Origin of the sequence: Mesorhizobium sp. M0119 (assembly GCF_040322615.1) — a bacterium.
GTDB lineage: Bacteria > Pseudomonadota > Alphaproteobacteria > Rhizobiales > Rhizobiaceae > Mesorhizobium.
In genome coordinates this window covers 16689-39906 of sequence record NZ_JAMYTU010000042.1, presented here as the reverse complement: position 1 = coordinate 39906, position 23218 = coordinate 16689, and the positions used below count along the sequence as shown (strand labels likewise).

The window sequence follows — 23218 nt, the reverse complement described above, 5'->3', positions numbered from 1 at the left end:
CGGCGCGCGGTTCGCCTGTTTTCGGACTGGGTGTCACGCGTGGGTAAGCGCGACACCGATCTGGCTCGCCGGTTTCTGGCGGATAAGCAACTGCGCATATCGTTCGAACGACGGCCTCATTTCGGGGCACGGGATGACAAAGCGGCGCCAATGGCGTGAACAGTTCGGCGTTCAAGACATGGCAAGACGAAGATTGACAGCACGTTGCGGTTGAGGAGCTGGCAAAACGCAGGCTGTGTGCAAGCGAAGGCGGGTTGGCCGCGCTTTTCCAGCGACCTTCCTCTTTTCCAACCCGACAACGACTGACTTACCTGTTTTCTGACGCAGCCGGAGACGGAGGCACTCAGTTCATACAGCCGTAAATTACCGGCGTCATCGTCCGTGCAACGCTACAGGGAATGCTCGACAGCATTGTATTGTAATGCCATTCCGCCGACGCGGCCATGGCTTCAATGAACGCGAGTTTGACGGTAGCGACTAAGCAACCGAACCGTGGCGCCAATGACCTTCTGAGCTTCCTCCCATTTCGGAAGATCTCGTTCCCCAACACGCGTGGCGATCGCGGCCAGTATCCAACCTACGCAGCTGATGTCTTCGGCAGCCTTCAGTTTCTCATGCTGCAGGATGCAAGCTTCAATGCCCGGTCGGGGCGGAGACCCGGGCGTAGTACGCTCAGCGATTAGCTGCAGACCGGCGTCGTAGGCGGCGCAAATTTTAATTCTATCGCCCCTTTCCGATTTCATCACCACATTCGCCCAAAGGGCCAACTCAGTTAAAAGATCGGTTACTTCATCTCTCATTAAAAACTGCCGCTGTTTTCTTCATGAAACGAAATTCCACGATCCAGATAGCGCGTGGCCCGGACAATGAGCGAGGTATTTTCGGGGTTTGTTGTTATCGAGCGAACCACTCCTTCTAAGCTTGCCGAGAATGTTAGTCAAAACGCTCAGTTTGCTCGGCAGGATCGCCGTCTAGACACAGCGGGCAAACATACGCATGCGGTTTCGTTACCACCAAGACCACCGATGGCTTGTGGCAGCGATCACAGGCAAAATCCCGGTGTGCAGTAGGCCAAACGTCATTTTCTATCTTTAGAGCACGGAGCCCCATCGTTTGGCAGCCGTCATCTTGCTGCCAGCCGGCGGAGGGCGCTGGGCTGGCACAGTGGTCTCGGGTTTAATGCGGAGGTATGGGAAAGAGAGGCTCTCCCGGCTCACTGCGCCAGCAATGGTATCGGCACTCACAGGGGCGTCCCAGGTTGATTGGTGGCCCGTAGCGAGAAGACTCGATCGGGCGAGTTTGGCTGATTACTCGCATTCTGACCGCCGAATTCAAGAATAGTGTTGCCCTTGAGATAACTCTTCGCGCTTGAGTTGCACGTATGCAACAGTCACTACCGACCTGCGAGGAGCGGAAAATCCCGAAACCTTGTCGGCGCCGCGAGAGGCCCCTTATTTGAAATCGCGTCTTGGCTTGCGACCTGGATGCCTCGCGCGAATATGCCGGTCTGATGGTACAGGCGAAGGCGACTGGTAAAGCGATCGGCAAGGCCGAAGGTTACGTCGCCGCCACAGCCGCTGCTCGCGAGTTCTTGTTCGTGGGCACGATCGGCATCGGGCGGGCCAGACCAAGATCGGCATGGCCAATCTCGCCTACAATCTCACCCGCCCGTATGGCACCAGGGGCGAACTGCGCCCGCATGACGACGAAGGCGGCGCAAACCGCCACCGCGATGCCAAAATCGGCAATCTCAACAACCAACTCCGAAGCGATCGCCGTCATCAGTCCACGCAGAAATCAGCGCGGCCCTACCGGTCCGCGAAACGCCGGTAGTACGAGGTGCCCAGGTGACTGGAGGCCATTCCTAAGAAGGCAAAGCCTGACCCTATTCGTGATATTCTGAAGCGCCTGCAGTGGTGCTGGGTCACGTTCGCTTCCCGCGCGATCTTGGCCGTCCATCAACCACGGCGCGTCCTTAGTTCCTCAATATTCACGACACTGTCGAAAATATACCCCGCGCCGCGCTCGGTGCGGATATACTGCGGGCGCGGCGCCTTATCCTGCCCCAACTTACGGCGAAGGCGGACGATAAGAACATCGATGCTGCGGTAGTAGACCTCCTGATCATAGACACGGGTCGCCATCAGAAGCTGCTCACGTGAAAGGACCCGACCTGGGTTCTTGAGAAAGGCCATCAGGAGGTTGAACTCGCCGGCGGTGAGCTTGACGTCAGGATCCGTTCCCCGGCGCAAGCTCCGACGCTTGGTGCTAACTCGCCAGTCATCGAAACGGTAGATGGTGTTTCGGTCACGCTCCGGCCGCTGGCGCATAGCGGCGCGCACGCGGGCGCGGAACTCCGTAAGCCCGAAGGGCATAGTAATGTAGTCGCGAGCGCCGGTTTCGAGGCCAATCACCTTGTCGGCCTCATCTACGAAGTCACCGCTGATGATGATGATCGGAAGATCCCTCTTGGCACCAAAATCTCGAACGAACTGCAAACCGTCCTCTCGGCCGTAGCTCAGGTCGACAATTGCTAGATCAATCGCTTCAGAAGCCATATTGCTGGCGGCCTGCTGGCGGTTTTCGACCGCTCTGATGTTAAACTCATGCTTAGACAAGAAGCCCATAAGCGGTTCTCTCGTCAACGCGTCCTGACCGACGATGAGAATGTTCTTCATGGTCACTTCCTATTGACTGCAGCTTGGGCTGCCGGGGACGGTAGTCAAATTAGTGACGCTCAGCAGGTGGGACAATCTTCATCAGGCGTATTGCGGAATAGCGCAGACAAATAGGTCCTATGCGGAGTTCCTGCTGCGCAACAGTGCCCCCAAAGCCTGCTAGTTTTTGATGGATTGTCCGTCCTCTGCGACCACTCGTTCGGCAGACCGGGTTTATCCCCGCTGAGATTCGTATCGCTCCGGTCCTCTGGCACCATCACTGGAGCGCTTTTGCACCCAACTTCCTCTCCCGGCGGCTCCAATTCAGTTCAGCTTTGTTTCAATTTAAATCGCTGAAAAGTTGACATTCGTATGGATTCGTCGAGATTTATTGATCAGACGCAGAACTCGCCTTGATGTTAATTCCACTGTCTACAGGAAACTCCTGATGCCCAACCTTTTATCTAATTCCAATCTCCTTTCTAGACCCATGCTATCCTTTCTTTTGAACTTGCATGTCTTATTGTGCAGATCGCTCAGGGGGCGGAGCTTTCATGAACGGCGGGATGTCCGAGAGCAGGAGAGTGGAGATGAGTAGACTGGTCGTAGTCTCAAACAGGGTTTCGCTGCCCGACGAGCATGGTTCCCCGCCGCCAGGCGGGATGGCGATTGCGCTGAGCGCTGCGCTCCGGCGAAGGCACGGCCTATGGATGGGCTGGTCGGGGAAGGTGAAAGCCGGGGAGGACCCGTCAGGGCCGATCTCACGCCGGGAGGCCGGCGGGATCAATTATGCGCTTACCGATCTCTCGCAGACAGATTTGGACGACTATTACTACGGCTTTGCCAACCGGGTTCTTTGGCCGGTTTTCCACTGCCGAGTCGACCTCGCCGAGTATTCCGAAGCACGAATGTCCGGATATCAGCGCGTCAACCGACTGTTTGCAAAGCTGTTGCAGCCGCTCATCAGCGACGACGACGTCATATGGGTGCACGACTATCACCTGATCCCGCTTGCGAAAGAACTGCGGAACCTCGGCTGCGGCAATAAGATCGGCTTCTTCCTGCACATTCCGTGGCCGGCGGCGGACATCCTCTTCACCGTACCGCACTATGATGATTTGCTACGCGGGCTTTCGTGCTATGACCTCGTCGGCTTTCATACCGATGACGATCTTAGTAACTTCGCCGAATGCTTGCGCCGTCAGGGGTTACCGGACCCCATCACAAACGGTGTGTGCCAAGCCTATGGACGTGTGTTTCGCTGCGGCGTTTTTCCGATCGGCATCGACACGGCCGAGTTCGAACGACTGGCCGAGCAGGCGGCGCGCAGCGAGACTCTGCAGGAGCCCTCTCAGAGGATTCCCGGTTGTAAAGTCGCGATCGGCGTCGACCGCCTCGACTATTCGAAGGGCATCGAGAAGCGCATCGTCGCGTTTGACCGCTTCCTGCGGAGCAACGACCACCGCATCGGCAAGACGCAACTGCTGCAGATCACACCGAAATCCCGCACGGAAATACCGGCATATCTGGCGATGCAAAAGGACGTCGCCGAGCGGGTGGGGCGCGTTGATGGCGAACTCGGAACGATCGATTGGATGCCCGTTCACTACATCAACCGGTCCGTTGGACCCAGCGAGCTCGCCGGTCTATACCGCATGGCACGCGTCGGCCTGGTCACGCCGCTCCGCGACGGCATGAACCTTGTAGCTAAGGAATATGTCGCCGCACAGGACCCACAGAATCCAGGTGTTCTCGTGCTTTCGCGTTTTGCCGGCGCAGCCAGAGAGCTAGGCGGAGCGATCCTCGTCAATCCCTACGATCCGGAAGCGACGGCGAGGGCCATCGAAGAAGCCCTGGACATGCAGTTAGATGAGCGGATCGATCGTTGGCGTGCGATGATCGGCCGGCTCCGCGAATACAACGTCTATCGCTGGTGCGACGACTTTCTGTTAGGCCTGGATCAGCGCTGAGCTTTGCCGCGTTCCTGGGCCTAGCTTCGCCAGCATGAGGCTGACCGCGACCAAGTGAATCAGGCAGCATTTCGGCCTCGCTGAGCGATGCCGAATGTGCTGACGCTTAGCGCGAGCACACCGCTTACTAAGACAAGAGGAGAAGGCCGTGGATGAGCTCGCTTGCAGTCGCGAAACTTCAAAAAAGCGGGCGCAGCCGTTTGTCGCGGAACCTCGCGCCACACGGCAGCGGCAAATGCTGGCGTCGATTGACCTGAACTTGCTGTTTGCTCTCGAAGCGCTGCTGGAACACCGCAACGTCACGCATGCGGCTCGACACGTGGGCTTGAGCCAGCCCTCGATGAGCCGAGCGTTGAGGAGGCTGCGTGGCATTTTCAACGACGATCTTTTGGTTCGCGGCTCCATGGGCCTGGTTCCGACCCCGCAGGCCCAACGCTTGAGCCGAATGCTGCCGCCGGTGCTGGATGCGATCCGCGGGATAGTGAACGGCAGTCTTGCCCAAGCCAATTGGCGATCGAAGGCGATAATGGCGATGCCCGATCATCAAGGACTGGTCCTGCTGCCGCGGCTCCTGCCCCGGCTGCGCCAGCACGCGCCTCATCTGGACGTCGTCATCGATCCGCTTCTCTCCGGCGCGATGCGGCGGCTTGAGCTAGGCGAGATCGATTTGGCTATAGGGCAGATTAGCGCCTCGCCGCCCGGATACTTGAGGCGCAGCCTCTACTCCGACCGGTTTGCCTGCCTGCTGCGCCACGACCATCCAGCCCTGGCGCGGGAATGGACAATCGAGAGCTTCGCGGCCTTGCGCCACGCAGCCATTGCCTTGGACTCCAAAGACGGCTTCGGCCGGGTGCATGACGAACTGGTCAAGTTAGATCTCCAGGGTCGCGATCCGGTGTTGGTTTCCAACATCTTGACGGCCGCGTTGGCGATCGCGGCGACCGATCTGCTGTTGATTGTACCACGCCGCGTCGCGACCAGGATCGCCGCCTTGCTGCCGCTAGCGATTATGGATCCGCCTGTGCAATTGACACCCTATGAAGTCGCGCTGATTTGGCACGAGCGTTCCCATCGCGACCCGGAGCATCGTTGGCTGCGCCACGAGATCGCCGTCGCCGCGGCGGCGGGAACAGAGCAAAATATCCCAACTGGGAAGGCAAGTGACTGATGAGTCGCCTAGGCAAGAAACGTGATCCGAATCCGGGGCTATCGTCAGGATATGACGGAAAAAGTTTATTGCCCTGCTCGCCCGTTGGGAGGGGAAGCTGGCTCTGCTGTGCCAGCGCATTGAAACCGTGCCGGTTTCGACAATTTGAAGCGAGGCAACAGGGCCAGACGAGAAGGTATCATACGCCCAGCCATCTATATACAGGCCAAAAACCGCCTCTCTTCGACCGCCATTCGGCCGCGCCAAGCCTTCCACAGGCCAGCTTCCCATGGTGTCTGTGAGGTGCCTGCATGCTGGCAGCATATCTTGGCTCGGACCCCGAAGCATGCAAGTCCTTGGCACTAATCGCGAGTTCTCTGAGGCAGATCGATATCCTTGATCACCGTTTATTGCGGGCAGGGCGCTCCGCGCAGATCGTCATCGTCGATTGTCGCGAACCGATTCACGACAAGCACGGGCGTGCGAAGCTCTCGCCCGAACCTGTCAAACTGGCTCTGGTGCTGGAAGAGAGCCTGGATCGACAAGCGGTCTTCTCCAACGGGTATTCCGATTACCTGTTGTGGCCGCTCACCGAGCAGGAAGTTCTGCGCAGACTTACCGCCTGCATCGTTCAGTTCGCGCAGCGTTCTACCCCGCCTTTCTTCTCAGCCGATCCGATCGTTCAGAATTCATGCAGTCTGCTGGCGCAGCGGGTCGATCAGCAGATCACCCTCGTCGAATTGGCGCGAATGGTGGGGACCAACAGGACAACGCTCACCACCCGCTTCGAGACATCGTTTGGCTGCGGGCCAATGACTTGGCTACGGCGCTACCGGATGACGGAGGCTGCTGACCGGTTGCGTAACGGGCATGAAAGCATCGGCAAGGTCGCCGAATCCTTCAGCTACGAGAACAGCAACAACTTCTCCACAGCCTTCAAGGCGTTTCATGGCCTCTCGCCACTGCGCTATCGCAAAATGATACGGCGCAGAGAAAAGCCTGCCTAACGCAAAGGTGGGGGCCGGAGCGAATTGGTATAAGGCGACGCGGGCACGCAAAGATCATCTCATCTCCGAGGCGTTTCCGCGCTTTGGGCACCTTAAGCTCTCGCACCAACGCTCATGTCTCACAGCAGGAGGATAAAGCATGTCGAACGCATTTTCAGTGAATGTTCAAGAGCATGAACAGCGCTATTCCAAAGAACACTATGAGGCGGCGTCCGCATTTTTCTACGCCAAGCCCCTTGTTTTGGCCCAGTTAGATGCTGCGCCCCCCAGTGACGACACGATCGCCAACGCTCAAGGGACAGTGCAGTTTCACCTCATCGGCCAAAAAACCGAAGATCCGACGTACAGCGGCACCCTCAATGAGAATCAGGACAATCTACTGGCAATAGGAGGAATTATTAACGACTACATGCATACCCATTATGCGAACATCGATGCACAGAAGCTTGATATCAACACATGGACCGATGTTGTTGGCAACATTCCAGATCTCTCTATGGGCGGGCAAAAACTGAAGAGTTTTTCAAAAAAGGTGGCCGGGACGTCGGTCTCAGCTACTTTCCTCTCGCTGATTGCCAAGGCGATCATTACCGACGGGGCATCGTTGCTGCTGGATTTCCAGTCCTTCCTTACAGAAATGGGGAATCTCACCTTCAGTGCAAACGGCAAGGCGCAGCGATACAAGGCGCTGACATGCACCTATCAGAGCTACCTTCTCGATAATGGGGCAGGCGGATATTACGACTACGGAGCAATCGTTCTGCGGCAGATCGAGTTCAAAGAGCACTTCCTCGAGCTGAAATCCTCTTGTTCGTCGACCCACTACGTCCGCGTCGACATGGACTATGCCGAGGTCACCAATCTCGTTCAGACCCGTCGGATCCGCAAAGGCGGCCCCGATCACGAAAACTTCCAGGAGCTTGTGAATAAGAACTCCACCGACCAGTTCAAGAAGGCCAAGAACTTTTTCAACGGTGGCTCGACGCCGCAACAAGACATCAAGCCGCAGGTCTGATCGTCAGGCCTTTGATCGCGAAAGCAGCGCACCTAACCAATAGCGTGGATTTGGGCGAACGTCGCCCGCATCATGGATGCGATAGAGCGGTCCGGTAAGCCCTTGCGAACTACCGATGCTCTATCGCGCCCCCGGTGCCGGCGAACTCCGGTCCCGCTTCCATAGGGAAGCAGACATGAACCCATTCGCAAAAACAGCTGCGGGCCTTTTCCTGGTGATCGGCCCGCAGAGCAGCCAACCGCTCGAGGCGGAGAGGATTTGCTCTGCCATGGTCCAGAAACTATTCGAAGACCAAACCCGGGCTCTGGATTCTCGAGCATGGCAGAATGCCGCGCAAATGGTACCGAATCAGGTGGAAACCGCCACGACTTCAAGAACGCTAAACCGCACGATGGACGTGGCGGAATTGCCCAGTGCCTTTGCGTCAATTTGCGCGAATGCTGCCGACGGCAATGAAGCTGGCGTCGGTCTGGCAAAGGCAATCCGTAGCTATCTGAGCAAACACGGCGAACCGACGGCGTTCAATTGCCTCGTCCTAGATCAATCCGACTCCGCGGAATCCCGTCTATCTTTAACCTGCCTTGCCGTGGTCGAAGTTGGAAGCGCTGACAGTCTCGCCATCACCTCGATATTGCGCTCCGCATCGCTGAACCTGTCAAACAAGCAAACGCAATCCACTATCGCGCAGGTTTTCGGCCGTTTCAGCTCGCCGAGCGACTCACCGTACTACCTGCGCTTGTTCTCCAGCCGGCGGTCCCACAGTCAGAGACGTAGCGACATTCTGCAGTAGACCCAAGGGCAAACAGAGGAATAGCTGATTGCGTCTGCGCCGCGTTGGTGGCTGCGGGAAATGACATCAAAAGGCTGCGCGAAGAAATAGCGTGGGAGGGCGAGGTGACCGTATAAACTGCGCATTTTCCATATAATTTCGGCCTTCGGGGAGACGGACTATGCACGATATTATCGACGTCCCGCAGAACGTCGGCGATTTTGCTGTGTGCTTGGCAGAATCTGGCGTCAATACAGTAATCCGGTACTACAACCATCGGAATAGTACACCATTTCCCTCAAAATGTCTGACAGGGGAGGAACTCGCCGCCCTTCATGGTGCTGGAATATCGGTAGCTGTGGCCTTCGAGCAGCGGGGTGGCGCGGGCGGCAATATCAGAGACTTGCATGGTGCGGCTGGAGAGCGAGACTCCGGTCGTGCGCTTGATCTGGCCGCCGCGTTGGGACAGCCCGAAGGCTCCGGAATCTATTTTGCAGTCGATTGGGACTACCACACACCACAGCATCTTGCAGGGGTAGCACCCTACTTCAGGAGTGTGCGGAATGCGTTGGCTGGCCGTTATCTCGTTGGCGTTTACGGATCGGGCACGGTCGGACACCACATGAAGCGCCAGGGGCTGGTGGACCATATATGGCTCTCTGGCTCGTTGGGATGGTCCGGAACGAGACAAGCGCTCAAGCAGGGGGATTGGTCGCTTTTCCAAAAGTTTATGGAAAAGCGTTCCGAGATCGGGGGCTTCGGATACGATGGAAATGTCGTCAATCCGGCCCTTGAAAACTTTGGTCAATTTGGGCCGGCAGGTACTCTCCCCTCTCGCGACGCGAACGAACGTCTGCGTTGTTCAAAGTTGCTGCGCGAGGAGCGCTAAATCTTCGCTCCCGGCCGGCCAAGAGCTTTCGCATGGTCGATTCCTCACGAACGGTACAAGGCGCGCCCACGCCTTGTCAGGCTGCACCGGAAGCTTCTCCCGCTGCGTCTTCGTCATCGATATCCCGGCATCGTTCATCCCTTCACAAACCGCTTGCCTTACGGCGCCATAATGAAAGAGGATTATGAAAGGCTCCGCACCTGTATTCTCGTGGACACCCTCGGCCTTCCATAAACGACCGTTTGCGAAAGGAACCAGAGTGCTGATCGGCTACGCCCGCGTGAGCAGAGGCGACGACCAGTCGAACACGGCGCAGGCCAGGGCGCTCGCCGATGCCGGGTGCAAGCGTATCCTCAAGGAGGAGGCCTCCGGCGGTCGCTGGGAGCGGCCGGAATTGCACAGGATGCTTGATCATTTGAGGGAGAGCGACACTGTCGTCGTCTGGAAGCTCGACCGTCTGTCTCGCTCACTCAAGGACGTTCTCACGATCATGGAGCGGATCGAAGCCACCAGCGCCGGTTTCCGCTCGCTGACAGAAGCGATCGACACGACGACAAGCCGGCCAGTGCCGGAACCGAGCGGCGCCGATCGTGCTGGTGAAGCGCCGTGACAGCTGCGGCGTTGCGGCGGGCGTGGCGCCGCAGCACGAGCGGCTCGGTTTCATGCTGCCCTACACGCCGTTGCATCATCTCTTGCTGCGGGCGCTGGACGGTCCGGTGGTGATGACCTCCGGCAATCGCTCGGGCGAGCCGCAATGCACGGACAATGACGAGGCGCGGCAGGAGCTTGCCGGGATCGCCGACTTCTGGCTGATGCACGACCGCGAGATTGTCAACCGGCTCGACGACAGCGTGGTGCGATTCGACGGGCACGGCATTTCGGTGTTGCGGCGCGCGCGCGGCTTCGCGCCGGAGCCGCTGGCGCTGCCGGCGGGCTTCGATGGCCCGGTCAGGGCGCTGGCTGCGGGCGGCGACCTAAAGGCCGCGTTCTGCCTGGCGGGCGACGGCAACGCGCTGCTGTCGCAGCATCTCGGCGACCTCGACGAGCTGAAGAACCAGAACGCGTGGAGGCAGGCGTTGGGGCTGTATCGAAGCCTGTTCGACACGAAGCCGGACCTCATTGTGGCCGACCGGAATCCGGGCTACCGTTCGACCCAGCTGATGTTACTCTGCCGGCGATGGTGATGAGGGTTTCGGCCAGGTGCTAATCATCATTGGCCGCTTCCTGCGCAGTCGTCGAACGTACGCGGGGCCGAACGTCTTCCCCCCACGGGTCTTTCCAAATCGTCACGCTCAACCTGTCTCAAGGGAGATCGTTGTCATCTCCTGATGCCGAATGTCTCAATTTTCCCAAGTTTGGCAAAATTGAATCGCAGACTTTTGCAGCGTGCGAAGGTCAAGCAGTTTTGCGACAGTAGCAAAGAGCCCGAAGCCATCATCCGGCCTCGGTGCTCCAATATATCGCCGCTAACGCCGGATGACGATAATCCCGGCCAGTGCGATGAGAATGATACCGAGCATGGAAGCCGCATCCAGACGTTCCGAGAACAGCACGACGCCCCATAGCACAGCGAAGGCTAGATATGAAAAGTCCCAAGTCGAGATGATCGAGGATGGTCCCAACTGGTAGGCGATGGCCGTGCCGACGCTGCCGATCAGCATCGTCATGCTCAAAAGCCCGATCAGCGCGCATTGGGTCCAGCACATTGGAATCCACGCGCCCATGAACAGGCTTTGTCCACCCTCGCTCCCTGCCATCACGGTCGCCAAGCTAGCGCTGCCCCCGAGAACGATCGCTATCAGGTTGAAGATCAGCGCCAAAACGAAGGGGTTTTCGCCACGGCTCTTGGTGCGCGTCAGCACCATCGCCAGAGCGTAGAGAATTGCAGAAACCAGCGGCATCACGGCATGGATGCCAAGGTCGCCGGCCTGCGGCTTCTGCATGAGCAGCACACCGATGAAGCCGAGGGCGACTCCGACCCAACCTTGCATCCCGACAGGTTCCCTGATCCAGAAGGCCGCAAAAAGGGTAATGAACAGCGGGATCGTGTAATAGACCGCCGCCGCCATCGAGAAATCGAGGCGCGGTAGCGAAGCGTAATAGATCAGCAGGCTCGACAGAAGCAGGCTGCTTCGCACGATGGCCCAGCCAGGATAGGCTGGGCGCAACGACACCTGCGGAAAGCGCCATTTCAGGATCGAGATCAACAAGGGCAGCGTGACGCAGGACCGCAGGAAAATGAACTGCGACAGCGGCATGTCCGAGATCGTGACCTTGATGATCGCATCCGCGATGGAAAGCGTCAGGTCCGTGAAAACCATCGCCGCAATGGCGATGCCCACCCTGTCCGCCTTGGGGGCCGTCTGACTGATCGACATTTTTCGCGTTCCCTGCTTCGGGTGCCGAGGCTACCGAGCCAAGAACGTTCCAACAATTCCGATCATACGGAAATTTTGTCCGTGTTATTGTACAATGAGCAACGACACGAGAGAGGATGCGTCGCTTTGTACAGCGTGGACGACATGATCCTTCTGGCCGAAGTCGCCGAAACGGGCAGATTTACTCGCGCCGGGGGGCGGATCGGGATGCCCAAATCCACTGTCAGCCAGCGCATCGCCCAGCTTGAAGCACGTCTGGGGCTGCGGCTTCTCAATCGCTCCACCCGGCACGTAAGCCTCACCGGCAGCGGCCAGGTCTATCTCGAATACTGCCGCCGCGTTCGCGCTGAGGTCTCGGCCGCGGACATGGCGTTGACCAATCTCAAGGAACAGCCTGTCGGGACGCTGAAGATCACCTGCCCAGAGGTAACTGCCACCTATTTCATGCCGACCTTCCTGCACGGATTTACCACGCAGTTTCCCCGCATCGCCGTCGAACTGATCGCCACAAACCGGCATCTCGACGTCATCCGCGAGCGGGTTGATTTCGCTTCTCGCGTTGGCACGACCACAGGTCAGGACCTGATCGTGCGGCGTGTCTCCTCGATTAAACGGGTTCTCGTCGCCGCTCCAGCCTATCTGGCGGCTGGCAGTCCTCTTCAGGAACCGACCGATCTTCTAGATCGCCGCTGCCTGGTGCATGATGCGCAGCCCGAATGGGTGTTCTCGTCAGACGACACACCGATCGTCCTGCGGCCTCCGCCGGCTGCGACCTCGGATTCTATGGGGTTCCTGCTGCAATCCTGCATCGCGGGCGGCGGGGTCGCACTCCTTCCCGCTTACGTGTGCCAGCCGTCCGTGGCGGTCGGCCGCCTTGTGGAGTTGCTCCCGGGCTGGGAAATTCCACCCTATGAAATGATGCTGATCTTTCCCAACCTGAAGAACCAGTCCAAGGCGCAGGCCGCATTCCGCGATTATGTGAATACCTTCGACTTTTCAGCGTTTGCCGTTGGGCGATAACTAGAACTTCTCAAGTCCTACGGTCGCATTGTTCCGTGTCGTGGAATGTCTAACTGGATCGAAAGCCGGACCAGGCATGGACATGAGCCAGTTTGCAAAAAGCGCGGCAGCTTTGTTCCACGGCGTTTCTTTGAGCGAAACAAGATAGACGTTACCGGGGCGTTGATCTTCCCCAGGCAGGAGCTCAACCGGTTGGCCGCGGCGTACCTGTTCGCTCGCCGTGCCAATCCGACCCAACGCTATTCCGCTGCCAGCCAAGGCAGCCTGCCTCATCATGAGGTGGTTGTCGAACACAGGACCCGGCAGCCCCTTCCGACACGTTTACCCCGAAGTGCTGGAACCATTGCTTCCAGTCGAACCACGTCTTGTCATCAACCCTGGCATGCTTTCTTTGGGTTGCCCTTACAGTGGGGTAATCACAACAAAACCCGGTGCGGCGGTCAAGCCGCCAGAATGAGCTCGTTTAATGAAGCGCCAGCCTCCGGCTGCGGGAGAAAGGGAGTGCCGTGCCTCAGGACATCCGTGTCACCATCGTGCTGACGGCCGTATCGATGGCATCCGTCGTGGACGGTCCATGGTAACGATCATGACCGGACCTTCAATTCATTCGGGCCACCGCACACCTCTCGGTCGAGGCGGCGCATGAGGCAAGCCACAAGGCATGGGTGGGCAAAAGCGGCTTACAGCACTACGAGCGCATGCTCCGCTCCGATGACTTCAACGAAGGTGCCGTCGCCTTTTCGGAAAAGCGCAATTCCGAGTTCAAGGGGAAGTAGCCATGGACGCGGTAACCACAACGCGCGCGGGTCTACTTGGACAGCACCGTCTGGCACCGATGCTGGACACCCGCTCCATGGTGGTTGCCGGGGTGTCCGGCAGGGAAGGCTCATTCGGCTTGCGGCTGGCCCAGTCCGTCGTCAGCGCCGGATATTCGGGGCGCATCCAGTTCATCGATCCGCGTCAGACCGAAATCCTGGGGAGGCCATGCTTCGCCGCCTTCGCGGACGTTGACGAGGCGCCGGATCTGGCGGTGCTTGGTGTCGGCCCCTAACGCGGCCGCTTCGGCAATGCCGACGCTTCTGGTGGCGCGCGGATGCCGACAGAGGAAGAGCGTGGGTGGGCTGCGGTGGCGGGTGAAGGTCCGGGAGAGAGTCTCCCGGCGCCCGCCGAGGAGCTCCAACCATGACACAGATGGAAATTCACACGCCCACCCGCAACGAGCGTGCCGGTTACAAGGTCGACGTCAGCCGCGGTCAGCGCATCGGCCGCGTGTCGTCAGAATGGTTCAACCGGCCGGCGGATGAGCGATACCTGTCGCTCACCGACCTTCGGAATTCGGTGAAGGCCCGGTCGGAGCGCAGCAAGACCCGCATCGTCGAGAGTGAGCTGATCCGCGTCGAGGCGAGCCGCGACGATCCGGAGCGCCTGAGGTTAATGCTGCCCGATGCGCCTGCCCCAGTTGCCCCCACGCATTGGAGTTTTGGCCAACTCGCCAGCCTGGTAGGTGCACCGGCCACCTATCTGCGCCAGCTTCCGGCCCCGCTCGCGGCGATCAACCTTCAGCACGGTCTCCTCAACCGCCGCGCCGAGCAGGTGAAGACGCTGGAAATCGAGAACGGACGCCTCGAGCTGCGAGCGGTTACAGGTCCGGACTATGGCAGGATTTTCGATGAAGAGCTGATCGCGGCCGTCCAAAAAATCGCCGGCAACGGTACCGGCGACACCCGCTGGAAGATTCCTGGCGTGCTCGACTGGTCAACGGGAATCTACAATCCGAATGTCGACATTTCCAATGCCACGACGACGATCTATGCGTCCGACCGTGATGTCTTTGTCTTCCTCGTCGACGACCTGAATCCGATCGAAGCCGGCAAGCTGCCCGATGGCTCGCCCGACGTCTTTTTCAGGGGGTTTTATTGCTGGAACTCGGAGGTCGGCGCCCGCACGCTTGGAATCGCCAGCTTCTATCTACGTGCAGTGTGCCAGAATCGTTGCCTCTGGGGCGTGCAGGATTTCCAGGAAATCATTATCCGGCATTCCAAATATGCCGCCTCGCGTTTTGCCCTGGAAGCCGAGCCAGCGCTGATCCAGTTCGCGGAGTCTTCGCCCATGCCGTTCGTCAATGGCATCAAGGCTTCGCGGGAGCGTGTCGTCGCTCGGGACGACGAAGATCGCCAGAGCTTCCTGCGCAAGCGCGGCTTCTCCAAGGCGGAGACGACGAAGATCATCGATGCCGTGCTTTCGGAGGAAGGGCACCCGCCCGCCTCGATTTTCGACTTCGTGCAGGGCATTACACGGGTGGCGCGCGACAAGCCGCATCAGGATGTTCGCCTGGAGATGGAGGGCAAGGCCAAGAAGCTTCTCGATCTGGCAGCATGATACTGCAATGCTGCGCGCGGCGGGAGTAGGTAACGTCACCGGGCTGCTGATGCCGCCAGTTTCGAACATGTGCATCGCTGCGGGGCGCAGCACACGGCCTGCGCTGCCGGTCTGGCAAACACATCTCTCAGTCTAAGTGTGCGCCGCACAAAATCGCAATGCTGCTATGCACAATTAATGTTTCTCGGCTGCGCGGAAGGGAGTAGTCTGTCGATATCGAGTTTCGTCCGGGTCACCTCCTCCCGACCTTGGCGACCAGGGACGGCATTTATTCCTCCCGAATGCTGTCGTCCAAATCAAGCCCGCCGCACCTCCTCCCGCGGCGGGCTTTTTCGTTTGCGAGCGGCGGCTTCTGGCAGCCCGATTGCAGGAAACGAACGCGGAGGTCCGTCAGTCGGGGAGGTTGAACCGTTCGATGGTGATGGTACGCGCGACATCCACGGTAATCTCCAGCACTTCGTTCCATGCCTCCTCCCCACCGAGCTCGGAAAGGGCGAGATGAAAGAGCCTGTGCTGGAGATCGAGGCTCATCAGGCCAGGGGCGGTGTTGAAGGCGACCAGCCCGACATGCAGCTCCTCGCGGCGATAGAGGCCGCGAAAGTCGGTCGTGTTGTGCGTGACGAGCACATAGCCGCCCTGCGGCCGGTGCGTGCACCGGCGGTGATGGCTTTTGCAGGGTTCAGGCGGCGCGCCGTTCGGAGGAACGCGAACCGTCTCGACCAACCCCAGTGATGGCGCGGAGGCGGCGGCGAGCGGCGGAATGTCGTCGAGCATGTCGAGCGCGACGCGACCGCGCGCCGGGTCACCATATGGTCCTTGGCGCCGGCGAGGCCCAGCCAGCGCACATGGCTCGACTCGGGAAAACCCCGTTCGCGCGCCAGTTTCGCAAGCTCTGGGCTCAAGCATTCGTCGATCAGGAATTTCACGAAACGGCCGGCAGATCGTCGAGACGGATCGTGCGTGTCGACTTCGCCGCCGTGCTGCGCCACGCCGGCTTGACCGGCGGACGGCCACGCCGCGGATAGGCGAGCGCATAGTCGGCCGCGAGCCCGATCTGGTCGAGAGTCAGTTGCGGATAGGCGGCACGGATCGTCCCGGGCGTATCGCCATTGGCGAGCATGTCGGCAACGTCATGAACAAGCACGCGTGTTCCCATAAAGGCCGGCTGACCGCCAAGTACCGCTGGATCGCGCGCCACCATGGCCTTGGCTTTCCTCAGCCGGCTGAGGCCGGTCCTTACCCCGGCGGCAATCGGCTTCAGGTCGACCTTAAGTGGATCGTCCGCGACCACGGGCGCAGCATCATCGGCAATGGCGTGCTCGACGATCCGCCGCCGCGCGGCAGGCGTCAGCGTCTCCGCCGTCAGCCAGGCGAGGCGTAGGCCGACGAGACCCGCTCCGATGATGACGCGGCTGCCGCGGCGTGTCTCGACACGGCCGCGCAGCAATCCGGCATCGATGATGCGATGCACCTGCTTGAGCGGCACCTGCGTTACCGCCGCCGCCTCATTGACGGTGAGCACTTCGCTGCTAAACCCCGGCATGACAATAATCCTTCCACATTCGTGGAAGATATATAGCCATTCTGCCTTCCGCAGTCCAGCGAAGCTTTGCGGCAGCCGGCGGCGTCCGTGCCAGACGCCCGACGGGAGGCAGAGGGGGCGGGGAGGTTTCCTGACGGGCTTGGAGGTTCGGGGAGAGGCCCCGGCCGCCCGTCATGGAGAACCTGACCATGGCAAAGAACGCCATTCAGAAGATCGCGATGAACGCCGCGGAGAACATTCCCTATGACAAGCTCAGGCTGTCGCAGAAGAATGTCCGGCGCATCAAGGACGGCGTGTCTATCGAGCAGCTGGCTGATGACATCGGGCGGCGAAAGCTCATCCAGAGCCTGAACGTCCGTCCGATGCTCGACGGCGAGGGCGAGGAGACCGGCACGTTTGAGGTGCCGGCCGGCGGTCGTCGCTATCTCGCGCTCGGTATCCTCATCAAGCAAAAGCGCCTGGCCAAGGATGAGCCAATCCCCTGCATCGTCAACCGCGGGCAGGAGACCTCGGCCGAAGAGGACTCGCTTGCTGAAAACCTGCGGCGCGCCGATCTGCATCCGCTGGACCAGTTTCGTGCCTTCAAGACGCTAAGCGATCACGGTCTCGATCCGGACGAGATCGGCGCCCGCTTCTTCGTGTCGCCGGCGACGGTGAAACAGCGCCTCAGGCTCGCCTCTGTGTCGCCGAAACTTCTCGACCTCTATGAGAAGGACGAAATCCGGCTCGAACAGATCATGGCGTTTTCGATCTCCGACGATCATGCGCGCCAGGAGCAGGTCTGGGAGCGGATCTCCAGCTCGCACACGCAGGAACCGTATTACATCAGGCGTCTGCTGACGGAGACCACCGTTCGCGCCGATGATCGCCGTGCCGTCTATGTCGGCGCCGAAGCTTATGAGGCTGCCGGCGGGGTCATCCTTCGCGATCTCTTCGAGCAGGATTCCGGCGGCTGGTTCCAGGATGCCGCACTTCTCGAGCAGCTTGTCTTCGACAGGCTGAAGGTGGATGCCGAGGCGATCCGCGCCGAAGGCTGGAAATGGGTGGATGCGGCGATCAGCTTTCCCTATGGCCACACCTCCGGGATGCGGCGCATCTACGCCGAGGCGCAGGAGCTCAGCGCCGAGGAGATCGAACGCTACGACGCGCTGAAGGCCGAATACGACAAGCTGGATGTGGACTATGCCCAGGCCGAGGATGCCGACGAAGCAATCGAGGCGAAGCTCGACCAGCTGGGTGCCGAGCTCGATGCGATCGATGATCGTCCTCAAACCTACGATCCCGCCCAGAAGGCCATTGCCGGTGTGTTCGTTACGCTTGCCGCGAACGGCAAACTCCAGGTCGACGCCGGTTTCGTGCGGTCCGAGGACGAGCCGCGGACCGAAACCGGCGCCGTCGATGTGGGCGAGGAAGGGGGCGCCGCCGGCGGAACGCGATCCAATGGCGACGACGATGGCGATGGTGTTGTCGTCAACGGCGAGCCGGTGAACGACACCTCTGGCGCCGACGGCGAGGATGATGACATCAAGCCACTGCCCGATCGGCTCGTCTTCGACCTGACCGCGCAGCGCACGCTGGCACTGCGCAACGCGCTCGCCGGTGACGTCGACATCGCCATCATCGCCGCACTCCATGCCTTCGTCCTGCAGGTCTTCTATCGCTTCGCGCCGGACACGTGCCTGGAGATCAGCCTGAAGAGCGGCAGCTTCAGCCAGGTCGACGGTCTTGCCGAGACATCCTGGGCCAAGGAGATCGCCGAGCGGCACGAAGCCTGGGACCGCGATTTGCCCGATGAGGCGGAAGGCCTGTGGGACTTCCTGTTCGGCCTCGACGAAGCAAGCCGCAAGGCGCTGTTCGCGCATTGCGTCTCGCTGACCCTCAATGCGGTGGTCGAACCCTGGAACAGGCGACCGAAGGCGCTCGAGCATGCAGACATGCTTGGCCGCTCGCTCCAGTTCGACATGGTCAACGCCGGCTGGACGCCTACGGTCGAGTTCCTCGGGCGGCTCACCAAGGCGCGGATTCTACAGGCTGTCCGTGAAGCTCGTGGCGCAGACTCCGCGCAGCTGATCGACCACATGCAGAAGGACATCATGGCGCGTGAGGCCGCGCGTCTTCTCGAACGGTCGAACTGGCTGCCCGAGCCGCTGCGCGTTGAGGTCGATGAAGTTGCTACCGATTCTGGCGATGCGATCGCCGGCGACATGTCGGACGAGGCGGCTCTCGACGGCGATGCCACCGAGCTGCCGGCCTACCTCGCCGACGATGCGGATCCGTCCTCCGATGAGCCGGTGACCATCGACGGCGGCGAGGCGGATCACCTCCAGGCCGCTAAATAATCGGCCTCACGCTCGCACCGGGCCCGGCACTCCCGCCGGGCCCTTTTTCGTTTTCCGACATGGAGAAACCCGCATGTCCGCACATATCGTGTACGAATCCGCTCCTCTGGGGAGCGTTATCCGGTACCGCTCCGGCACCGCGAAACCGCCGGCTCGCTTCACCAAAAAGCTCGCCGCCTGGGAGAGCCGCAACGGCGTCGGTCGTTTGGTCAGGAAGGAACCGCCGCGCGAGCGCGCGACCTATAGCTCGCCGGCTTACTTCACCCTGCATGAGGGTGATTTCGGGCAGGGCGGCATCATCGTCGTCTCGGTCAGGCGCACATGGTCCGTTGAAAGCGACCTGCGTTTCGAGGTCATGGAGCGTTCCATGATCGGCATGGTCCGCGTCCTGCAGGAACTCGGGGACAGCCCGGAACTGCTCTATCCCGCCAAGGATCGCGAGGCGGCCGAACGCTGGCTCGCCAGCAATTCGTACAGCCGAGCCTATCTCGAAGAGGTCTCCGCCGATGAGGTCGGCGCCGACGTCATTGAGGGCCGCGCGGCCGCCTGATCGCCTCACCCCATAGAACCACTCCGACCACAGGCCCGGGATAGAGCGAGTGATCCCGGGCCTGTTACATTTCATTGAGATAGATATTATCGACTGGAACAGAATCTGCTCATATGACGAGCAGCAGAAGAGACGTTTTCACACGACAGCCCGTTCACGGCTGAAGAAACTCGCTAACGAACTTGCCCTGCCGCAGGAAGCTTCGACCTGCGCTCGAACAAGGCGGGCATAGCCGTTTCCGGTGAAATTACCCTGCACCATCACCGCGCCTACATCCAGGTCGGCCAGTTCGGTTTGTCCTCAGGTCCGGCATCCTGATCCGCACCTGCAAGGACCGCAAGGACTATACCGGCGGGGCCAACCACTTCGTCGCGCTCGGCATGCTCGACGATATCCCGGCGCTCGCCGCCGCCGTCCGTGCCATCACCGGGGTTGGTCGAGACGCTTCGCCTTCCTCCGAACGACGCGCCGCCTGAACCCTGCAAACCCCATCATCGCCGGTGCACACGCTGGCCGCAGGCTCGGCCAGTCGACAGCCACAACATCACCAAGCACTTGCGACGACGCGGTTCATGCCGCGCGCGGCCGACCCGCGTTCAGGAGAACCCCATGACCGCACATCCACCCTTCAGGAAGGTGCTCGACGGCGTCGCCACCCGCGAGCAGATGTTCCAACTGTTCAGCCGACACAAAGATACTCCCGGCATCGATCTGCTTTCCGGCACTCCCTATTCAGGCGAGTGGTTCCAGATCACCGCGTCAGAATACCATTTCATGCTCGATTTGCTGCCGCCGCTCTTCAAGCGCACCGGCATGTTCGGCATGTCGGAGTTCAAGGCCGGCAACGTGACCAGCGTATTCTTCGCGATCCGGATCCGGGGCCGCGAACGCTGTTTTCATGGCTTTTGCGACCTCACGGATCGGCAATCCCCGGATACAAGATGCGCGCCGCAATCATCGCCCACGAGACCGGCGCGAGCGACAGCATGACCCGCGCGGAAAAGCTCGAGGCGATCTGGAACGCGACGCATCCCGACTTCAGGGGGATCGCCGGCGAGATCAATCCCCACACCTGGCCCGCGGACCACCGTGGCAAACGCGTCGTTCTCGTCAACAACGGTGGCCACGAACGATCCTGAAACTGCTCGAAGACCTGTCGGACGACGAGATCGACAGCCGCTTGCCGGCAACTCGCGCACGAGGCGCCAGGAGGGGAGGAGACAACGATGCGGACCCCCCGTAAACACCCGCCAGGGGCCGGCAAGGACACCTATGGCGTACTCGACCTACACCGCAAGCCCCGGTGCCCCAGATCGCCGCCAATACCGGCGCACGCCCCCAGGAGCGCTAACGGTCGCCGATCTCGTACGTCCCGGCGACACGGTCGCCACCTCCTACAGCACCGGCGGGGTCGTCATCGAGGTGGAAGAGCACTTCTATGCGGCGCCGACGGGCGAGACGCTGTCACACTTCACGATTGTCTATGTGCCGCCCGATCGAACTACAAGGTACCGCGATTCCGATCGTCGCTGGATCAACGAATGTGTCGCCATCGGCGACCGCATCCTAATGCTGTTCGAGGCCAACACGGACGAGGTCTTCGTCCTCAGCCGTGCCCGACCGTCCCAACCTCCGCGATCCAGAACCATCCCAGCCGATGGGCCTTTCCAAAGTAGAGTTCGAGCGCTGGCTGCCGAAGGCGATCGCGGCAGTCGAGAAGGCCAGGGCGATTATCGAAGAACGCCGCGACCCGCCGGATGACTCGCCATAACAGCTAACATCCGACTTGATCTTCGTCAGCTCCCGCGCCGTTTCCGCGTCGATCGCAGCGAGATCGAGATTTCCCTAGATCGAACGCTGCCGCGCGGATTCGCCACGCTTCTTCTTCACCTCGACGATGAAGGGTCGGCTCTGCCGCTTCATTTATTGCACCACCTTCGGATGGGAATCGGTCCGTTGCGGGATCGGGTCACATCTACGCTGGCCAAGGCCTATCGTCCACCCAACGCAACCATCGACCGCGGTGCCGCCCTGGACGGACGCCGATGCGAAAGCCAACTCTCCAGCGTCTCGCTCGCCGATGCAACGCGGGGTTCGGACAGCTCGAATGGCATGCCGAGTTCAACGCTGACAACGATCAGGCGCCCACTGTGCTTACGCCGCGGATCTTCGCAAACCCACAGCATGGTCACCGAAAAAGACGATCGCTGGTCACCCCTCACCATACCGTCATGGTCCAAGACAACGGGGATCCTTGTCCAACGCATGTCTGAATCGATGGCCGCCAATCGATTCACGGCATTGATGGAAATCTGAGATGTCGTTCCCAGCCTATGGAAGGGCCGGCATCTCCCCGTCACCGACCCGCCAGGTCCACGCACCCATCTCCGGCCGGTTCGCGACCATATCCTGCAACGAAGCCTCGAATGTTTCGTCCGCACCGGCGGGGACGACAAAGAGCGCGATCGGCTGCTGCCTGTTCTGGAGCAAAGCGTTGGCGATCGGCTGGTCGGTTTGCAGGTCGTAGCGCAATCCCTTCACGCTCTTCTCGCGAAGGCGGGCGAGCGCGTCGACCAGCCGCTTCTCCGGAACCGTCTCGTAAGGAATCCAGTTCTCGGACACCACCATCAACGCGACCTCCTCGACAATGGCGAGACCGGCCGGGTTCAATCCGAAGGTCGCGATCACTATCAGATGTGAGCTGGAATCTGCTCCCCACAGCGACAATTCTTTCTCGAAACGTACCGGCAAACGCCGATGTAATGCATCGTCGATGATGAAGGGAAAACCGGGCAGGTGCCTGATGACGAGTTTCTGACCGGAGCGGGCAGGAACAATCTCTTTCACCTCGCCGACCAGGACCAGCAGCTTTCGTGGGCCGGATTTCGGCGGGAGCGCAGGTGCAAGAACCGCATTGCGACGCTGCTCGATCGCTTCCTTGTTCTCGGCGCGAAATGGCTCGGGCACGAACAGGATATCCGCGAGCGGCCCGCCCCTCACCGTCATTTGCCCGGCAGCCTCGAGCAGATGCCAGCGGACATTCCACCAATGTCGCTTGCCAGCCCATCGGGATGTCCAGACCGTCAATTCGGCCTCGTGCCACAGATAATGGAGGAGGCCACGCAGCGACATCCTCCTGGGGTCGGCGGCTACACTGGCGGAGCTCTGGCCAGCAGGCGCGGACGCTGCCCGGCTCCCCGTCTTCGACAGGCTGAAATCGAGTTTCAAAGCCGCCAAGCCGCTTTGCGGATCGAGCTGTATCGCGCTGCCCATCAAGGCGCCCAGGCCGGACAGCTCGTAAGGCGATTCATATGAATCACAGGATGGATCATGCCCGCCGCCGCTCAGCGGCATGCGCTTGATCAGGTGAAGGTCGCCGATGCGGGCGATGTACATCGGGCAGCCCGGCTCGCGGCACAGGCATAGCGGACGCTCGGTGCGGGCATAGGCGTTCGCCAGCGCCGCCTGCAGGTCAGGCGCTGCCTCCTCGTAGACCTCACTGCCAATTCTGAACCGTCGCATCACCTCCGCAGCTCCAGGTCGCCGCCGCATCCC

General features: G+C 60.3%; 24 protein-coding genes and 1 pseudogene. 16 read left to right on the top strand and 9 right to left on the bottom strand.

Going from position 1 to position 23218, the window contains the following annotated elements:
* Window positions 1-449 precede the first annotated feature (449 nt).
* From NKJ40_RS26490 to NKJ40_RS26480, 3 genes are all read right to left on the bottom strand, one after another.
* Window positions 450-800 (bottom strand): hypothetical protein, encoded by a 351-nt coding sequence (locus NKJ40_RS26490; RefSeq protein ID WP_023722451.1) that lies wholly within the window; start codon window positions 798-800, stop codon window positions 450-452.
* A gap of 757 nt (window positions 801-1557) precedes the next feature.
* Window positions 1558-1782, bottom strand: coding sequence for a hypothetical protein (locus NKJ40_RS26485; protein WP_023722452.1), 225 nt, complete (start codon window positions 1780-1782; stop codon window positions 1558-1560).
* Between the two features lie 176 nt (window positions 1783-1958).
* Entirely contained in the window at window positions 1959-2678 is a 720-nt protein-coding gene (locus NKJ40_RS26480; RefSeq protein WP_352451776.1) for a winged helix-turn-helix domain-containing protein, read from the bottom strand.
* 569 nt (window positions 2679-3247) lie between these two features.
* On the opposite strand from NKJ40_RS26480, the gene NKJ40_RS26475 reads away from it, so the two are divergent.
* From NKJ40_RS26475 to NKJ40_RS26440, 8 genes are all read left to right on the top strand, one after another.
* Complete coding sequence (locus NKJ40_RS26475) at window positions 3248-4627, top strand: alpha,alpha-trehalose-phosphate synthase (UDP-forming) (RefSeq protein WP_031195136.1); 1380 nt, start codon at window positions 3248-3250, stop codon at window positions 4625-4627.
* 235 nt (window positions 4628-4862) lie between these two features.
* Window positions 4863-5795 carry a LysR family transcriptional regulator gene (locus NKJ40_RS26470; RefSeq protein WP_352468594.1) on the top strand — a complete coding sequence of 311 codons (933 nt, stop codon included), beginning with the start codon at window positions 4863-4865 and terminating at the stop codon, window positions 5793-5795.
* 290 nt (window positions 5796-6085) lie between these two features.
* Window positions 6086-6781, top strand: a complete 696-nt coding sequence (locus tag NKJ40_RS26465) for a helix-turn-helix domain-containing protein (protein ID WP_031195139.1) — start codon at window positions 6086-6088, stop codon at window positions 6779-6781.
* Window positions 6782-6920: 139 nt separating this feature from the next.
* Window positions 6921-7796: an Evf family palmitoylated virulence factor gene (locus tag NKJ40_RS26460; protein ID WP_031195141.1), complete on the top strand. Its 876-nt coding sequence runs from the start codon at window positions 6921-6923 to the stop codon at window positions 7794-7796.
* A 175-nt stretch (window positions 7797-7971) separates the two neighbouring features.
* Window positions 7972-8586, top strand: coding sequence for a hypothetical protein (locus NKJ40_RS26455; protein WP_051409769.1), 615 nt, complete (start codon window positions 7972-7974; stop codon window positions 8584-8586).
* 160 nt (window positions 8587-8746) lie between these two features.
* Window positions 8747-9454: a DUF1906 domain-containing protein gene (locus NKJ40_RS26450; RefSeq protein ID WP_023722459.1), complete on the top strand. Its 708-nt coding sequence runs from the start codon at window positions 8747-8749 to the stop codon at window positions 9452-9454.
* A 259-nt stretch (window positions 9455-9713) separates the two neighbouring features.
* Window positions 9714-10064 (top strand): recombinase family protein, encoded by a 351-nt coding sequence (locus tag NKJ40_RS26445; RefSeq protein WP_023722460.1) that lies wholly within the window; start codon window positions 9714-9716, stop codon window positions 10062-10064.
* Window positions 10045-10638: a Sua5/YciO/YrdC/YwlC family protein gene (locus NKJ40_RS26440; protein ID WP_352468591.1), complete on the top strand. Its 594-nt coding sequence runs from the start codon at window positions 10045-10047 to the stop codon at window positions 10636-10638. The genes NKJ40_RS26445 and NKJ40_RS26440 overlap by 20 nt, the downstream gene beginning before the upstream one ends.
* Window positions 10639-10920: 282 nt before the next feature.
* Here the strand turns inward: NKJ40_RS26440 and NKJ40_RS26435 are convergent, their stop codons facing one another.
* Complete coding sequence (locus tag NKJ40_RS26435; protein WP_031195147.1) at window positions 10921-11832, bottom strand: DMT family transporter; 912 nt, start codon at window positions 11830-11832, stop codon at window positions 10921-10923.
* 135 nt (window positions 11833-11967) lie between these two features.
* Between NKJ40_RS26435 and NKJ40_RS26430 the strand changes: the two genes are divergently transcribed.
* The 3 genes from NKJ40_RS26430 (at window position 11968) to NKJ40_RS26420 (ending at window position 15231) form a co-directional block, all read left to right on the top strand.
* A complete protein-coding gene (locus NKJ40_RS26430) occupies window positions 11968-12852 on the top strand; it encodes a LysR family transcriptional regulator (protein ID WP_352468593.1) in 885 nt (294 codons plus the stop codon).
* Between the two features lie 778 nt (window positions 12853-13630).
* The gene (locus tag NKJ40_RS26425) at window positions 13631-13903 is read left to right on the top strand and encodes a CoA-binding protein (RefSeq protein ID WP_031195148.1); all 273 of its coding nucleotides are present in this window, start codon (window positions 13631-13633) and stop codon (window positions 13901-13903) included.
* A 131-nt stretch (window positions 13904-14034) separates the two neighbouring features.
* Window positions 14035-15231 carry a DUF932 domain-containing protein gene (locus NKJ40_RS26420; protein ID WP_352468590.1) on the top strand — a complete coding sequence of 399 codons (1197 nt, stop codon included), beginning with the start codon at window positions 14035-14037 and terminating at the stop codon, window positions 15229-15231.
* A gap of 390 nt (window positions 15232-15621) precedes the next feature.
* Here the strand turns inward: NKJ40_RS26420 and NKJ40_RS26415 are convergent, their stop codons facing one another.
* From NKJ40_RS26415 to NKJ40_RS26405, 3 genes and pseudogenes are all read right to left on the bottom strand, one after another.
* On the bottom strand, window positions 15622-16005 hold the full coding sequence (locus NKJ40_RS26415) for a hypothetical protein (protein ID WP_352468595.1): 384 nt from the start codon (window positions 16003-16005) through the stop codon (window positions 15622-15624).
* A gap of 17 nt (window positions 16006-16022) precedes the next feature.
* A pseudogene (locus tag NKJ40_RS26410) lies at window positions 16023-16157 on the bottom strand (DUF5615 family PIN-like protein); the annotation flags it as partial.
* Complete coding sequence (locus tag NKJ40_RS26405) at window positions 16154-16774, bottom strand: DUF433 domain-containing protein (protein WP_352468589.1); 621 nt, start codon at window positions 16772-16774, stop codon at window positions 16154-16156. The gene NKJ40_RS26405 and the pseudogene NKJ40_RS26410, both read right to left, overlap by 4 nt.
* 188 nt (window positions 16775-16962) lie before the next feature.
* Between NKJ40_RS26405 and NKJ40_RS26400 the strand changes: the two genes are divergently transcribed.
* The gene (locus tag NKJ40_RS26400) at window positions 16963-19113 is read left to right on the top strand and encodes a ParB/RepB/Spo0J family partition protein (RefSeq protein ID WP_352468588.1); all 2151 of its coding nucleotides are present in this window, start codon (window positions 16963-16965) and stop codon (window positions 19111-19113) included.
* 73 nt (window positions 19114-19186) lie between these two features.
* Entirely contained in the window at window positions 19187-19663 is a 477-nt protein-coding gene (locus tag NKJ40_RS26395) for a UCP036055 family protein (protein WP_352468587.1), read from the top strand.
* Window positions 19664-19932: 269 nt separating this feature from the next.
* Here the strand turns inward: NKJ40_RS26395 and NKJ40_RS26390 are convergent, their stop codons facing one another.
* Window positions 19933-20148, bottom strand: a complete 216-nt coding sequence (locus NKJ40_RS26390) for a hypothetical protein (protein ID WP_352468586.1) — start codon at window positions 20146-20148, stop codon at window positions 19933-19935.
* 151 nt (window positions 20149-20299) lie between these two features.
* Here NKJ40_RS26390 and NKJ40_RS26385 point away from each other — a divergent pair, with 151 nt between their 5' ends.
* From NKJ40_RS26385 to NKJ40_RS26375, 3 genes are all read left to right on the top strand, one after another.
* Window positions 20300-20653: a DUF1419 domain-containing protein gene (locus NKJ40_RS26385; protein WP_352468585.1), complete on the top strand. Its 354-nt coding sequence runs from the start codon at window positions 20300-20302 to the stop codon at window positions 20651-20653.
* The gene (locus NKJ40_RS26380) at window positions 20650-20802 is read left to right on the top strand and encodes a hypothetical protein (protein ID WP_352468584.1); all 153 of its coding nucleotides are present in this window, start codon (window positions 20650-20652) and stop codon (window positions 20800-20802) included. The genes NKJ40_RS26385 and NKJ40_RS26380 overlap by 4 nt, the downstream gene beginning before the upstream one ends.
* Window positions 20803-20935: 133 nt before the next feature.
* On the top strand, window positions 20936-21424 hold the full coding sequence (locus NKJ40_RS26375; RefSeq protein ID WP_352468583.1) for a hypothetical protein: 489 nt from the start codon (window positions 20936-20938) through the stop codon (window positions 21422-21424).
* A 570-nt stretch (window positions 21425-21994) separates the two neighbouring features.
* Here the strand turns inward: NKJ40_RS26375 and NKJ40_RS26370 are convergent.
* Window positions 21995-23185 carry a DUF1173 domain-containing protein gene (locus NKJ40_RS26370; RefSeq protein ID WP_352468582.1) on the bottom strand — a complete coding sequence of 397 codons (1191 nt, stop codon included), beginning with the start codon at window positions 23183-23185 and terminating at the stop codon, window positions 21995-21997.
* Window positions 23186-23218 lie beyond the last annotated feature (33 nt).

Coding starts and splice junctions, on each gene's coding strand:
- NKJ40_RS26490 (WP_023722451.1), bottom strand. CDS start 800: ATGAGAGATGAAGTAACCGATCTTTTAACTGAGTTGGCCCTTTGGGCG.
- NKJ40_RS26485 (WP_023722452.1), bottom strand. CDS start 1,782: ATGACGGCGATCGCTTCGGAGTTGGTTGTTGAGATTGCCGATTTTGGC.
- NKJ40_RS26480 (WP_352451776.1), bottom strand. CDS start 2,678: ATGAAGAACATTCTCATCGTCGGTCAGGACGCGTTGACGAGAGAACCG.
- NKJ40_RS26475 (WP_031195136.1), top strand. CDS start 3,248: ATGAGTAGACTGGTCGTAGTCTCAAACAGGGTTTCGCTGCCCGACGAG.
- NKJ40_RS26470 (WP_352468594.1), top strand. CDS start 4,863: ATGCTGGCGTCGATTGACCTGAACTTGCTGTTTGCTCTCGAAGCGCTG.
- NKJ40_RS26465 (WP_031195139.1), top strand. CDS start 6,086: ATGCTGGCAGCATATCTTGGCTCGGACCCCGAAGCATGCAAGTCCTTG.
- NKJ40_RS26460 (WP_031195141.1), top strand. CDS start 6,921: ATGTCGAACGCATTTTCAGTGAATGTTCAAGAGCATGAACAGCGCTAT.
- NKJ40_RS26455 (WP_051409769.1), top strand. CDS start 7,972: ATGAACCCATTCGCAAAAACAGCTGCGGGCCTTTTCCTGGTGATCGGC.
- NKJ40_RS26450 (WP_023722459.1), top strand. CDS start 8,747: ATGCACGATATTATCGACGTCCCGCAGAACGTCGGCGATTTTGCTGTG.
- NKJ40_RS26435 (WP_031195147.1), bottom strand. CDS start 11,832: ATGTCGATCAGTCAGACGGCCCCCAAGGCGGACAGGGTGGGCATCGCC.
- NKJ40_RS26425 (WP_031195148.1), top strand. CDS start 13,631: ATGGACGCGGTAACCACAACGCGCGCGGGTCTACTTGGACAGCACCGT.
- NKJ40_RS26420 (WP_352468590.1), top strand. CDS start 14,035: ATGACACAGATGGAAATTCACACGCCCACCCGCAACGAGCGTGCCGGT.
- NKJ40_RS26415 (WP_352468595.1), bottom strand. CDS start 16,005: ATGCTCGACGACATTCCGCCGCTCGCCGCCGCCTCCGCGCCATCACTG.
- NKJ40_RS26405 (WP_352468589.1), bottom strand. CDS start 16,774: ATGCCGGGGTTTAGCAGCGAAGTGCTCACCGTCAATGAGGCGGCGGCG.
- NKJ40_RS26400 (WP_352468588.1), top strand. CDS start 16,963: ATGGCAAAGAACGCCATTCAGAAGATCGCGATGAACGCCGCGGAGAAC.
- NKJ40_RS26395 (WP_352468587.1), top strand. CDS start 19,187: ATGTCCGCACATATCGTGTACGAATCCGCTCCTCTGGGGAGCGTTATC.
- NKJ40_RS26380 (WP_352468584.1), top strand. CDS start 20,650: ATGACCCGCGCGGAAAAGCTCGAGGCGATCTGGAACGCGACGCATCCC.
- NKJ40_RS26375 (WP_352468583.1), top strand. CDS start 20,936: ATGGCGTACTCGACCTACACCGCAAGCCCCGGTGCCCCAGATCGCCGC.
- NKJ40_RS26370 (WP_352468582.1), bottom strand. CDS start 23,185: ATGCGACGGTTCAGAATTGGCAGTGAGGTCTACGAGGAGGCAGCGCCT.